This window comes from uncultured Thiohalocapsa sp. (assembly GCF_913062725.1).
Taxonomy (GTDB): domain Bacteria; phylum Pseudomonadota; class Gammaproteobacteria; order Chromatiales; family Chromatiaceae; genus Thiohalocapsa.
The window spans coordinates 16,497-28,985 of record NZ_CAJXWY010000050.1 but is presented as its reverse complement, the minus strand read 5'-3'; the positions used below and the strand labels follow the sequence as shown (position 1 = coordinate 28,985).

The following is a 12,489-nucleotide window of genomic DNA, read 5'->3' as shown; positions in this document are numbered from 1 at the left end:
GGGCTGCCGCTCGCGGACCTCGCGCGCATCGTCGAGAGCATGGCCCGGGCGTGCAGCGAGGCCGGCGTGCCCGTGGTGACGGGGGACACCAAGGTGGTGGAGCGCGGCAAGGGCGACGGCTGCTTCATCACCACTACCGGCGTCGGCGTGGTGCCGGAGCATCTCCACATCTCGGGCGCCAATGCCCGACCCGGCGACGCCATTCTGGTCTCCGGCCCCATCGGTGACCATGGTGTGGCCATCATGTCCAAGCGCGAGAACTTAGGCTTCGAGACCGAGATCCGCTCCGACAGCCAGGCGCTGCACGATCTGGTCGCCGCCATGATCGAGGCCGTGCCGGGTATCCATTGCCTGCGTGACCCCACCCGCGGCGGCCTCGCCAGCACCCTGAACGAGCTGGCCCAGCAATCCGGCGTTGGCATGCAGATCCACGAGCGCGCCATCCCCGTGCGTCCCGAGGTGGCCGCCGCCTGCGAGCTGCTGGGCCTGGACCCGCTGAACGTCGCCAACGAGGGCAAGCTCATCGCCATCTGCCCCGCCGAGCATGCCGAAACCCTGCTGGCCGCCATGCGCGCCCACCCCAAGGGTGCCGATGCCGCCATCATCGGTGAGGTCTTCGAGGACCCCCACCATTTCGTGCAGATGGAAACCGCCTTCGGCGGCAACCGCATCGTCGACTGGCTCGCGGGGGAGCAGTTGCCGCGGATTTGTTGAGGCCGCAGCGGCGATCGGCGTGCACCCGCGCCGTCGATGGCGTCGGGCGATCTCTCGGGAGGGCATCGGTTGGCATGGCTGTGCGCCCGGCGCACATGGGACTACAGGCGTGCCCCGTGGCAAATGCCGCCGGCGCCTGCCAGCGTGTCGTTCGAGGGAGCCGACGGGTGATCCGCCCGACGTCGGAGAACAGCACTCGTCCAGCAGCTCGGCCTCGCTGAAGGGGCAGCGTGGGGGCAAGGACGCCACCGGCAGGCCGGTTCCCTTGGTGGCCAGTTCCGCGGCGTCGGCGTACACATCGGGCAGGATGTCGGCGACGATGGTGCGGGGGCTCGGCGTCTGGCGCAGGCGCTTGGCGAGCCGGTCGCGCTGCTCGATGATGGCGCTGCGCCAGCTGCGGCCGTCGAAGTCCCGCCAGCGCTCGGCGAACTGCGGTAACCGGTACTGCCACTTGCGCAGGTGAGCGATCAGGATGGTGAGGCGGTTTTCCAGCTCGCGCCGCTCGCTCTTGCCCTCCCGGCGCTATTTATCGTCGAACCCCGCCGCGTGATACCACTTGCGTGCCTCGTCCATGTCCTTGGGCACCCCATTGCCCTGCTCGTACATCATGGCGAGGGTGGTCATGGAGCCCGTCAGGCCCTGCTCGGCGGCGCGCTTGAACCATGCGATGGCCTTCTCGGGGTTCTTGTCGGTGCACTCGCCTTCCATGTACATGAACGCGAGACCATGCTGGGCCAGGCCCATGCCCTGCTCGGCGGCGGTCTTCATGTACTTGTAGGCGAGCAGCGGGTTCGGGACCATGCCGAGGCCGTTCTGGGCCATGATGGCCATGCGGTACATGGCATCGGTGTTTCCGCGCTCGGCCAGCGGCGACAGCAGACCGGTGGCGCGGGAGAACTGTTTGGCCTCGAAGGCGGCGATGCCGCTGGTGAGGTCCATGTCCTGGTTGCTGATCTCGTCGGTCATGCGTGTTTGTCCTCGTCGTGCGGGTGTTGGCTGCGGACGCAAAACTGCGGGCAGGTGGGCGGGATTGCCACCGCATTGGTGCCAGACACCGCCGCCGAGCGCGGGCCTGTGCGCCGCCGGCCCGGTCTGTCTGCGCTCAGCGTGACCGCCATCGATCCGCCGTCGCCGCCACGGCGCCGTCGTTGCCCACAAGGGCGGCGCTTACTCCTGCATGGGGAGCTGCACGAAGTCGAGCCATTGTGCGTAGAGATCGGCGTTGGCGGCGGCCAGCGCCAGATGCTTGCCCAGCGCGGGGGCGTCGATGGGCGTGGCCGTGTGCGGGTCGAACAGCGCCGTGGCACAGCCGGCCTCCTGCGCCACCAGGCGCCCTGCGGCATGGTCCCAGAGCTTTTGGCCGCCGTGCAGATAGAGCTGAAAGCGCCCGGCGGCCAGCCAGCACCACTCCAGTGCCACGGCGCCGAGATTGCGCTGGGAGCGGAAGCCGCCGCGGCGGAACAGCGCCGGCACGCGTGCCGGTGGGATACGCTTGAAATCGACGACGGCGATGCAGTCGGCGAGGCTCGGTCCGGGGGCATAGGGCGCCAGCGGGGTCCCGTGCAACTGCGCGCCCAGGCCACGGGCGGCGGTGAAGCATTCGTCGCGCAGCGGATCGAGGATCAGCGCCAGCTCCGAACGGCCATCGCGGATGAGCGCCAGCGAGATGCAGAAGCCGGGGAAGCCGCAGGTGAAGTTGCTGGTGCCGTCCAGGGGGTCCAGGCACCAAAGGGCACCGCCGGCGTCCAACGAGCGTTGCTGTTCGGCGGCGTCCATCTCTTCGCCGAGCAGGGCGACGTCCGGCCAGCGCTCGGCCAGGGCCGTCGTCAGCCAGCGCTGCACGCCGAGGTCGGCGGCGGTGACCAGGCTGCCGTCGAGCTTGGCGGTGGCGGTGACGGTGCGAAAGCGGGGCAGGATCTCCTGCTGCGCGGCCTCCCGTAACAGGGCGCTGAGGACGTCGAGATCGGCGGTGGTTGGGGTGGGGTGCATGGGTGCTTCTCGTCGATGGTGGTCTCGGTTGCGGCGGCCGATGGTCCGCGGCGTGGTTCCGGTGCCAGCGAGATCGCCAGCTGGATTGCTGGCCAGATTGCTGGCCAGAGCGTGCCACCCAGGGTGCCGGTCGGCGCTGCGTCTTCTCCGTTGTGGGTCGATAATGGTGCCAGCCCGCCGTCGCTGCCACCGCCGGTGCCGCTTCTCCCCATCGCCGCTGATCCGACATGCCCGAATCGCCTGTGTTGTCCAAGCCTTCGCCGCGTCCATGGCGGCGCTCGTCCGCTCGCCGCACGCCCGGTGCACCGGGCGATGGATGGCGATGGCCCGGGCTCGCGCGCCGGATGCTGCGCGCGGCCCGGGGCGCCGCATCGGTTGCGGCCCTGGCGCTGATCGTCGTATCGAGCGCGTGGTCGGCGCAGCCCGTCGCCTGGCAGCATGCGTTCCTGGCGGCCGAGCGGGCCCTCGCCAGCGGCGATGAGGCAACCTTCGCCGGCCTCGCCGACGGTCTGCGCGACCATGCCCTCTGGCCTTACCTGCGCCTTGCGCAACTGCGCCGGCACCTCACGCCAGCGCATCAGGAAGCCATCGAGGGCTTCATTCGCGCCTATGCCGGTACGGCGCCGGGCGAGACGCTGCGCCGGCTATGGCTCAACACACTGCATGCCGCGGGCGATCATGCGGGCTACGTGCGCAACTATGCGGATAATGGCTCGGAGACCCGGGAATGCCGCTGGCGCCGGGGGCTGCTGGCGCTGGGCCGGGAGCAGGATGCCTTCGGCGGGCTCGCGGACCTCTATCGTACCGGGACGTCGCTGCCGGCGGTCTGCGATCCGGTGCTCGAGCGCTGGCACGCCGCCGGCGGTCTCACGCCCGAGCGCGTGTGGCAGCGGGTGGAGCTCGCGCTGGCGCGGCGCAACATCGGCGTCGCCGCCCATCAGCGCCGCTACCTGTCCGCGCGCCATCAACGCTGGCTGGATCAGCACCTCGCCCTCTACCGCAACCCCGAGCGCCTGAACGCGGCGGCACTGCCGGCTGACCCGCAGCGGCGCAGCGCGGCGCTGGTGGCCGGCCTCGAGCGTTTGGCGCAGGACGACCCGGGCCGCGCCGCCGCCGCGTGGTCGGCGCTCGAGACCCGGGAGTCCGTGCCCGAGCCGGTCCGGGACCGTGTCGTGACGGCCATCGGCGCCGCGCTCGCCCGTCGCGGAGCGCAGACCGGACTCGTCCACCTGCGCCGGCTGCGGGCGCTGCCCGAGACCCTGGCGCTGCAGCGCGAGCGCCTGCACGCGGCGCTGCGGCTGCGCGCCTGGCCCGAGATCGTCGAATGGGTGCGGGCGCTGCCGCCGGCGGAGCGTGCCCGGAGCGAATGGCAGTACTGGCTCGCGCGTGCGCTGGGCAAGCGCGGCGATCTCGTCGGGGCAGCCCATGCGTTGGCCAGTGCCGCCGATGCGCGGGATCTCTGGGGCTTCCGCGCCGCCGAGCTGCTGGGGCGCCCGCCGGCGCTGCGCCATCGGCCAACGCCGGCTGACCCGGCGGCGGTGGAGCGGCTGCTGGCCACGGCAACGGTGCAGCGCATCCGCGCGCTACAGGCCCTGGGCCGGCACACGGACGTCACCCGCGAATGGCGCGAGCTGACCCGCGGTGCCAGCGCCGAAGATCTGCGCACCGCAGCTCGGCTCGCCGAGCGCCTCGGCTTGGTGACGGAGGCCATTTTCACCCTGGCGCGCAGCGAATACTGGGACGACATGCATCTGCGCTTCCCGCTGCAGCACGAAGATCTTGTGGCGGCCCGGGCCGCCGACTATGAGCTGTCGCCGGCATGGATCTACGCCGTAATCCGTCAGGAGAGCGCCTTCGACGCAGATGTCGCCTCCCACGCCGGCGCCGTCGGGCTGATGCAGCTCATGCCCGCCACGGCGGGCGACATGGCCCGCGCGCTCGGCCGACCATCGCCGGGGCGGCTCGACCTCATCGATCCAGCGCTCAACATCGCCTTGGGCAGCCGCTACCTCGCCGCCATGCGCCAACGCTTCGACGGTAACCAACTGCTCGCCACCGCCGCCTACAACGCCGGCCCCGGGGCGGTCTCCCGCTGGCTGCCGGCGACCACCACGCCGGCGGATCTGTGGCTCATCGCCATCCCCTACCGCGAGACCCGGGACTACGTGCGCCGCGTGCTGACCTACCGGGTCATCTACGCCCATCGCCTGGGGCTGGACGGTTTTCGCCTCGGAGCATTGTTCGCGCCGGTGGCACCGGCGCCGGCGGCCACGACGGCCGCCGCCGAGTGAGGCGGGCGTCGTCCCGAGCGCGAGTTGTATCGCCGCAGGACACGTCTACCGAACGCGCCGCTCAGCCGCCGGGAGTGGCTGGTGGCAATGGCCACGGGATATGGGTGTCGGTGCTGTGGGCGTCGCCGGCACGGCGCGTCGTTGCGGCTTCGCTGGGCGCCGACGTCTTCATGCCCGCACCTTAGGCTGTCGCATCTGGCAGCCCGCCGCCTCTGTTATGCTGGCGGGTCGCCAGTGGCCGTAGCGGTGTCGCCTGCTCGGTGACGAGCGACGCTTTTGCGGCAACTGGCGGTGTGCTGGTTGGCGCCCGGCCGGGTCTCGGGGGCTGCGCTTGCGCCGTCGACAGGGGCGGCCCCACCGCACCCCGCGCCAGCCACATCACCCCAGCTGCCACCGACGCTGCCAAGAACCGAAGACGCAACTGCGACAGGTATGCTCCAGCCGCACAGACTCAGCCGCCACGCCATGCACTGCCGCGTGCGCACGCGCCGCCTGACGTCGTTGCCCGGGCTCAAGGGCTTGATCAGCGCGCCGCTCTGCCTACCGGCTTGGGTATTATCCCTCCTTCTGGCATTGCCGGCGCCCCAGCCTGCCCTCGGCGCCGACGTCTCCGCCAGCGCCCGGGTGTTCGCCGAGGCCATGGCCCGCATGATGGACGCCATGGGCCTGTTCGGCGACGTCGACGTGCCGGCCCCCGGCGCGGGCGCCATGCCCGGCTTCGGCTCGCCCTTCGGCATGGGCCAGATGCCCATGTCGGGCATGCCCGACGGCATGCCTGACATGGGCGCCTGGATGCAGCAAATGCCCGGCATGGTGCAGTTGCCGAGCATGCCCGGCTGGCGCCGCACCAGCCTCGACGGCGTCTGGGAGGGCCGCGACGGCGGCCTCCTCATCGTGCAGGCCCACCGCTTTCGGCTCTACGCGCCGCATGGCGACTACGTGGAGGGGCTGATCCAACAGCGCGGCGACCGCATCGCCCTGTACGACCCGGAGCATGACGTTGCCCGCCCCTACGAATTCGCGCAACACCAGGGTCGACTGGTGCTCCGCGATCCCTCAGGGCAGGTGTACCTGTATCGGCGTCTTTGGCACGACGACATTGGCTACGGCGACGGCGGCGAGCCTGCGCGCTGATGACAGATGGGTGTGCCGATGCGGGGGTGCCGACACAGCACGGGTTGGTCTTGACGCGCAGCAATTGGCGCGGTGTGGCTGTGCGCAGGCGCATGCCACAACCGCGGCGGCCCCGCCGCCACCGACCAGAGCGAAGCCGGCGTCCATCAATGTCCGGCGCAGGCATCAGCGGGCTGGGTGGCGGGGATCAAGTGACAAGCAAACGTATACCCACGACCAGCAACAGCACCGCAAAGACCCGCTTGAGCGCGGCCGTGGGCAGGCGGTGCGCAAGACGTGCGCCGACGGCGGCCATGGGCATCGCCGCGGCGGCCACCGCCAGGGCCGTCGGCCAGAGCACGAACCCGATGCTGTCCGCCGGCAGTCCCTCGCGGCCCCAGCCGCTCAGCACGAATCCCAGGGTGCCCACCAGGGCCAGTGACACACCGCAGGCACTGGAGGTGGCCACCGCCTGGCGCAGCAGCACGCCGTGGCGGGTCAGGTAGGGCACCAGCATGATGCCGCCGCCGATACCCAGCACCGCCGATAACGCGCCGATGCCGCCGCCGGCGGCCACCAGCGGCCGGCCCCCGGGCAGCGGCCGTGTGGTCACCGGACCGCCTGTGGTCAACAGCATCCGCAGGCCGCTCAGCAGCAGGAACACGGCGAACAGTCGCTGCAGCCACCACCCCGGCAGCCAGCCGGCGATGAGCGCGCCACCGCCGGCCCCCAGCACCAGTCCCGGCGCCAGGCGCCGGACGAGTCCCCAGCGCACCGCGCCGCGGCGATGGTGTGACAGCGCCGATACCGAGCCCGCCGCCACCACGGTGGCCAGGGAGGTGGCGACGGCCTGATGCGGCGTCCAGGGGCTTCCGGCGCCAAACGCCGGCAGCAGCACCAGCAGCGCGGGCACGATGACGGCGCCGCCGCCGATGCCGAGCAGACCGGCCAGGACTCCGGCGAAGGCACCGACGGCGGCGAAGGCCAGGATGGCAATGGGCTCCATGCGCAGGGCTCTCTGTGTCGAATGGCAGCGGGCCGCAGCCCCGGGTTTTGCGGAGGACGCCTATCAGGCGCTGGATCGGCGCGGGTGCGCCCGCGCCGATCCAGCGCCCGTCGCCGTCGCGTTGCGGCATAATAGCGCGCCGTAGGCCTGCGCCTGCGCGGGCAACCTGGCCTCGGCGCTCGCCATCACCGCGCTCCAACGCCGACTGCGGCCGCCCGGCGCCCGCCCCGGCGTCGACGCAGCAGCACCCGGCCGGCGCCCCAGACAACACCAAAGCACCGGATCTGCAATTCATGAAGCGACAGCGAGCCTGCATCATCGGCGGTACCGGCTTCGTCGGCCGCCACCTGCTCACGCGTCTTGGCAACGCCGGCTACCACTGTGTCGTGCCGACGCGGCGCGCCTTCCGCCATCGCGACCTCAAGCTCTACCCGCAGGTCGAGCTTCACGAGTTGGAGGATGCGACCTCGTACGCGGCGCTGTTTGCGGATTGCTCGCTCGTGGTCAACCTCGCCGGCATCCTCAACGAGTCCGGCGGAGCGAGCTTTCAGGCCGTGCACGTGGATCTGGTGCGCGAAATCGTCGCCGCGGCGCAGGCGGCGGGTGTGCCGCGGCTGTTGCACATGAGCGCCCTGCATGCGGATGCAGCGCAGGGCAACAGCGCCTACCTGCGCTCCAAGGGGGCGGGCGAAGACGTCGTCCACGGCGCCGACCTGCAGGTGACCAGTTTCCGCCCGTCGGTCATCTTCGGTCGCGGCGACAGCTTCTTCAACCGCTTCCGCAGCCTGTTGGAGATGGCGCCCGGGGTGGTGCCGCTGGCCTGTCCGCAGGCGCAGTTCGCGCCGGTGTGGGTCGAGGACGTGGTGGATGCCATGGTGCGCAGCATCGACGATGAGCGAACCGTCGGGCAGCGCTACGACCTGTGCGGCCCCCGCGTGCTCACCCTGCAAGCACTCATGACCTACACCGCCCGGCGGCTCGGCAAGCGGGTCTGGATCATTGGTCTGGATGACAAACGCTCGCAGCTCATGGCGCGCGTGTTCGATAAGCTCCCCGGCGCACCCCTCACGCTGGACAACTATCTGTCCATGCAGACCCCAAGCGTGTGCAACGAGCACAACGGCCTGCTGCAGCTCGGCATCCACCCCACCGACATCGACACCATCGTGCCCACATACCTCGGCGCCTGATCAGGCTGCCGCCGGCATCGGGCGCCAGATCGTCATCGCCGCCGACACCGCCCGCCCCAGGCACACCGGCACCGGCCCCGGGCCGCAGCCGGGCGACCCGGTACCAGGGCCGCGACCCGTGCTCACAACCGCCCGCGCAGATCCCGCTGCCGAAACCCGCACCAGCCCTCCGCCGGCGCCGGCAGCTCGCGGGTCAGCGCCAGCGCCTGGAAACGCTCGCCCATGGCCGCCGGTAACACCAGTTGCTTGGCGCCGGCGGCGAGATCCAGCAGGGCTTCGGCGTCATTGGCTGCTGCCTCCAGGTGGCGGTCGAGTCCACAGCCGATGAGGAAGTTGGCCTGGGTGGTGTAGCCGGCGAGGCTGAGCCCGGCGGCGGTGCCGGCGGCCGCGAGCGCCGTGAAGTCCACGTGTGCCGTGATGTCCTGGAGGCCGATGTGGGCATAGGGGTCGGTGTGGGCCTGATGGCGATGGTGGCAGAGCAGGGTGCCATCGCGGCGCTCCGGCAGGTAGCGCTCGCCGCGCGGATAACCGTAGTCGATGATGAGCACCATGCCGGCGGCGAGCCGGTCGGCGAGCAGCGCCATCCAGGGCGGCAGCCGCAGGTTGATCTCGCCGCAGAGACCGCCGGCGAGGGACGCCGGCGACAGCCCCAGGCCGGCGACGGCGTCGGCGAGTCCGGGGGTCACGGGGGCCCCTCGCACCTCGCTGAAGGCGTCGCCGTCGCAGCGCACCAGGATTTCGCGCACGGCGTCGCCGAGTGCCGCCGGCGCCGTGCCCGGCGGCACACAGAAGCGGTGCACCGGCAGGGCGTCCACCACCTCGTTGGCGAGCACTAGGCCGCGCAGCGCCGCCGGAGGCTCCCGCACCCAGGCGACGCGATGGAGCAGCCCGGGCACGCGCTCGGCCAACAGGCGCTGTTGGCGCTCGGCGAGGTCCGGGCTCGGCTCCAGGATCAGGTAGCGCTCGGGCAGGCGGCTGGCGGCCGCCAGCGCCGCCAGCACCTCGGCGGCCAGGGCGCCTGTGCCGGCGCCGAGCTCCAGGATATCGCCGCCGCCCAGGGCCTGGAGCACGGCGTCCGCCTGGGTGGCGATGCAGCGTCCGAACAGGGGCGAGAGCTCCGGGGCCGTGGCAAAGTCACCAGCCGGCCCCAACTTGACGGTGCCAGAGGCGTAATAGCCGAGCCCCGGCGCATACAGCGCCAGCTCCATGAAGCGGTCGAAGGGCAGGGCGCCGCCGGCGGCGGTGATCTCTTCCTGAATCACCGCGCGCAGCCGTTCGCTGTGGGCTGCGGCGGCGTCCGCGGCGTTTGGTGTTGAGGGAGCGGGCGGTGGTGTCATGGCATCATCGGTCCGGCGGCGCGGATGTCTTCAAGCGATTCCAGCCCGCCAGTTTAACCGCAGGTCCGCCCCAGCATGGCTGCCCCAGCATGGCTGCCCCGGCGTGTCGGCCCCGGCGGGCACAGTGGGCACGGACACCCGCGAGCCCGGCCCACCAACGCCACCATCGCAACCGAAAGAGATCCACGCCTTGTCTCAGTCCGCATCTCCTCCAAGCCCCAGCCAGCCACCGGCGCCACCTGTAGTGCTCATCACCGGTGCCGCACAACGTATCGGGGCGGCGATTGCGCAGATGCTGCACACCGCCGGCTTCGATCTGGTGCTGCACTATCGCCACTCCGCCGACGCGGCGGCGGCGCTCAAGGCGGCGCTGGAGGCGCTGCGGCCGGATTCCGTGCGGCTCGTGTCCGCGGACCTCTTGGACCCGCGGGCGCCCACCGTCCTGCTGGACGCCGTGCGCGGCTTTCACAACCGCCTGGACGCGCTGGTCAATAACGCCTCGAGCTTCTATCCCACGCCCGTCGCCGAGGCCACCGAGGCGCAATGGGCCGAGCTCATGGGGACCAACCTGAAGGCGCCATTTTTCATCACCCAGGCGCTGGCGCCCTTGTTGGATGCCGCCGGCGGCTGCATCGTCAACCTGGTGGACATCCACGCCGAGCGCCCGCACGCCGATCATCCCATCTATTCCATGGCCAAGGCGGGCAATGCGATGATGGTGCGCGCTTTGGCGCGCGAGCTCGGGCCGCGGGTGCGGGTGAACGGAGTCGCCCCCGGCGCCATCCTCTGGCCAGACCAGGGCCTCTCCGACGCCGCCAAGGAGACCATTCTGGCACGCACGGCGCTGGCGCGGCCCGGTACGCCGGAAGACATCGCCCGCACCGTGCGCTTTCTGGTGTGTGATGCGCACTACATCACCGGCCAGATCATCGCCGTCGACGGCGGCCGTACCATTCAGCAATAGCCCCGTTTGCGGCGGCAAATCCAACCGAGCGGCGGCCCGCGACCCGAGGCATCCGGACCGGCAGCCAGACCACACCGGGATCGCAGCCCGAACGCATCGCCGAGCCGGCAGGCGGCGGATGATCCGGGGCCCCGACCCGCGCCCGCCGCAGTCAACGACCACAGACCCGGGACAGACTATGAGCGACGACGACAAGGCCCTGCTGCACCGCGGCGACGCGCGCAGCTCGCCCTATCCCATGAGCCGGCTGGCGCCGGCCTTCCAGGCACCAGAGCTGGTGGAGGAGTTGGCCCGCGCCGAGTCCATGCTCAGCGCGCGCACCAGCGCCAAGCTCCGTGTCATCGCCGACCAGATCAAGGCGCTCCAGGCCGAGGCGCACAAGGTCCTCGACGAGGCCCGCGACGAGCAGGCCCTGACCCATGCCCAGTGCGCATTCAAGCGCATCCCCGGCAAGATCTATCATCTTTACCGCCGGGCCGACGGCCGGACCTACTTCTCGATGCTGTCGCCGGCGGACTGGAACGACGCTCCGCCGGACGCCTTCGCCGGCTCCTTCCGGCTGGAGACGGACTACTCCTGGACCCCGGCAGAGCGCCTGGATGCTGTCGATGATACGGGGCAAGTGGTCCAGCAACTGCTGCACATCGGCGGGCTCGCCGGCGACGACGAGCGCGGCGCCTGATCGGCCGTCGCCGGGGCTGCACGAATGCGTATCGGCGCTGCGCCGGCGCCGCGGCCATGCGCCGTCGGCGCGCCGCCGCTGTGCCCACGGCGTCGGTCCAGTCATGTCCCCGGCGCACGCCCATGCCCGGCGCAAGCGTCAGCCGCTACCCAGCCACCAGAAACCGAAAACCGAGCGGCGACGGGTATAACGATGCCGGGACTGCTCTGTCAGTCAGCGCGCGTGGTCAAAGGGGTGGCTCAAGGGTGACGGGCACCAGTGGCTGCGCCATCGGCGCCATCACCGCCCAAAGCTCGGCATAGGTGCGACCATCCACCGGATGGCACTCCCGCGGGGCCACGTCCGCCAGCGGCGCCAGCACAAAGGCGTATTTCAGGATTTCGTCCCGCGGCAGTTCGCAGCCGTCGATGGTGTCGGCGGCCCCGCCCCAGGTGAGCAGGTCCAGGTCCAGCGTGCGCGGTGCGAATTTGTTCGGTCCCCGCACGCGCCCGTGGGCGTCTTCGATGGCGCGTAGCATTCGATTGAGCGCCGCGACGCCGAGGCGGGTGTCGATGCCGGCGACCAGGTTGTAGAACGCCTCACCTTCGAAGCCGACGGCCTCGGTTTCATACACCGGCGAGACCACGACGGGTCCGAACTGGCGGCGCAGGTCGGCGACGGCGCCGCGGATGGAGGGCTCGCGCCGGACGTTGCTGCCGACGCTGATCCAGCAGCGGCGCGGTGCGTCGGCAGGGTGCCCGGGGCTTGCGCCGGTGCCCGGGCTCATGCGGGGCGCTCGCCGCGCTCGATGATGACGCCCACACCGGCGGCGTCGGTGACGGCGCCGATCTTGTCCAGCCTGATGCGCACCCAGGGCACGCCGAACTCGTCACGGATGATGCCCGCGCAGCGTTCGGCGAGGGTCTCCACCAGCTCGAACTTGGCCTCGCCGACGAACTGTTTCAGGCGCTTGGAAATGGACTTGTAGTCGAGGGCATCCTCGATGCGATCGGACGCGGCGGCCTTGGTGTTGTCGCTGGCCATCTCGATGTCCAGCACCACCGGCTGTTTGATGGCCTTCTCCCAGTCGTAGATGCCGATGACGGTTTCGATGCGCAGCTGGCGTAGAAAAACGATGTCCATGGGTACGGGGCTCGGGGCTCGAAGATAGGACTAGGGGCACCAGGGGGACCGCCGCCACGGGTGTTGACGACGGCATCCGCT

Annotated in this window: 12 protein-coding genes and 1 pseudogene; 6 read left to right on the top strand and 7 right to left on the bottom strand. The window is 71.0% G+C overall.

The window, feature by feature from the left end; all coding sequences use genetic code 11:
* The coding region (gene hypE, locus QZ588_RS13485; RefSeq protein WP_295543464.1) for a hydrogenase expression/formation protein HypE at positions 1–714 on the top strand (714 nt) is incomplete at its 5' end.
* Positions 715–921: 207 nt separating this feature from the next.
* Here hypE and QZ588_RS13480 read toward each other — a convergent pair.
* From QZ588_RS13480 to QZ588_RS13470, 3 genes and pseudogenes are all read right to left on the bottom strand, one after another.
* Positions 922–1,215: pseudogene (locus QZ588_RS13480) on the bottom strand (DUF29 domain-containing protein); the annotation flags it as partial.
* Positions 1,216–1,236: 21 nt separating this feature from the next.
* Positions 1,237–1,680, bottom strand: a complete 444-nt coding sequence (locus QZ588_RS13475; protein ID WP_295543463.1) for a tetratricopeptide repeat protein — start codon at positions 1,678–1,680, stop codon at positions 1,237–1,239.
* Positions 1,681–1,881: 201 nt separating this feature from the next.
* Entirely contained in the window at positions 1,882–2,703 is an 822-nt protein-coding gene (locus QZ588_RS13470; protein WP_295543462.1) for an inositol monophosphatase, read from the bottom strand.
* Positions 2,704–3,047: 344 nt separating this feature from the next.
* Here QZ588_RS13470 and QZ588_RS13465 point away from each other — a divergent pair, with 344 nt between their 5' ends.
* Together QZ588_RS13465 and QZ588_RS13460 are read left to right on the top strand one after the other, a co-directional pair.
* Positions 3,048–4,994 (top strand): lytic transglycosylase domain-containing protein, encoded by a 1,947-nt coding sequence (locus QZ588_RS13465; protein WP_295543461.1) that lies wholly within the window; start codon positions 3,048–3,050, stop codon positions 4,992–4,994.
* Positions 4,995–5,426: 432 nt separating this feature from the next.
* Complete coding sequence (locus QZ588_RS13460) at positions 5,427–6,128, top strand: hypothetical protein (RefSeq protein WP_295543460.1); 702 nt, start codon at positions 5,427–5,429, stop codon at positions 6,126–6,128.
* 187 nt (positions 6,129–6,315) lie between these two features.
* On the opposite strand, the gene QZ588_RS13455 is transcribed toward QZ588_RS13460, so the two are convergent.
* A complete protein-coding gene (locus tag QZ588_RS13455) occupies positions 6,316–7,113 on the bottom strand; it encodes a sulfite exporter TauE/SafE family protein (RefSeq protein ID WP_295543459.1) in 798 nt (265 codons plus the stop codon).
* Between the two features lie 293 nt (positions 7,114–7,406).
* Here QZ588_RS13455 and QZ588_RS13450 point away from each other — a divergent pair, with 293 nt between their 5' ends.
* Positions 7,407–8,303, top strand: coding sequence for a complex I NDUFA9 subunit family protein (locus QZ588_RS13450; protein WP_295543458.1), 897 nt, complete (start codon positions 7,407–7,409; stop codon positions 8,301–8,303).
* A gap of 122 nt (positions 8,304–8,425) precedes the next feature.
* Here the strand turns inward: QZ588_RS13450 and QZ588_RS13445 are convergent, their stop codons facing one another.
* On the bottom strand, positions 8,426–9,640 hold the full coding sequence (locus QZ588_RS13445) for an SAM-dependent methyltransferase (RefSeq protein WP_295543457.1): 1,215 nt from the start codon (positions 9,638–9,640) through the stop codon (positions 8,426–8,428).
* Between the two features lie 244 nt (positions 9,641–9,884).
* Between QZ588_RS13445 and QZ588_RS13440 the strand changes: the two genes are divergently transcribed.
* Together QZ588_RS13440 and QZ588_RS13435 are read left to right on the top strand one after the other, a co-directional pair.
* A complete protein-coding gene (locus QZ588_RS13440; RefSeq protein ID WP_366929574.1) occupies positions 9,885–10,604 on the top strand; it encodes a pteridine reductase in 720 nt (239 codons plus the stop codon).
* Positions 10,605–10,782: 178 nt separating this feature from the next.
* Positions 10,783–11,286, top strand: coding sequence for a DUF2452 domain-containing protein (locus QZ588_RS13435; RefSeq protein WP_295543455.1), 504 nt, complete (start codon positions 10,783–10,785; stop codon positions 11,284–11,286).
* 226 nt (positions 11,287–11,512) lie between these two features.
* Here the strand turns inward: QZ588_RS13435 and folK are convergent, their stop codons facing one another.
* Positions 11,513–12,052 carry a 2-amino-4-hydroxy-6-hydroxymethyldihydropteridine diphosphokinase gene (folK, locus tag QZ588_RS13430; protein WP_295543454.1) on the bottom strand — a complete coding sequence of 180 codons (540 nt, stop codon included), beginning with the start codon at positions 12,050–12,052 and terminating at the stop codon, positions 11,513–11,515.
* On the bottom strand, positions 12,049–12,408 hold the full coding sequence (folB, locus tag QZ588_RS13425) for a dihydroneopterin aldolase (RefSeq protein WP_295543453.1): 360 nt from the start codon (positions 12,406–12,408) through the stop codon (positions 12,049–12,051). Before folB ends, folK begins: the two co-directional genes overlap by 4 nt.
* Positions 12,409–12,489 lie beyond the last annotated feature (81 nt).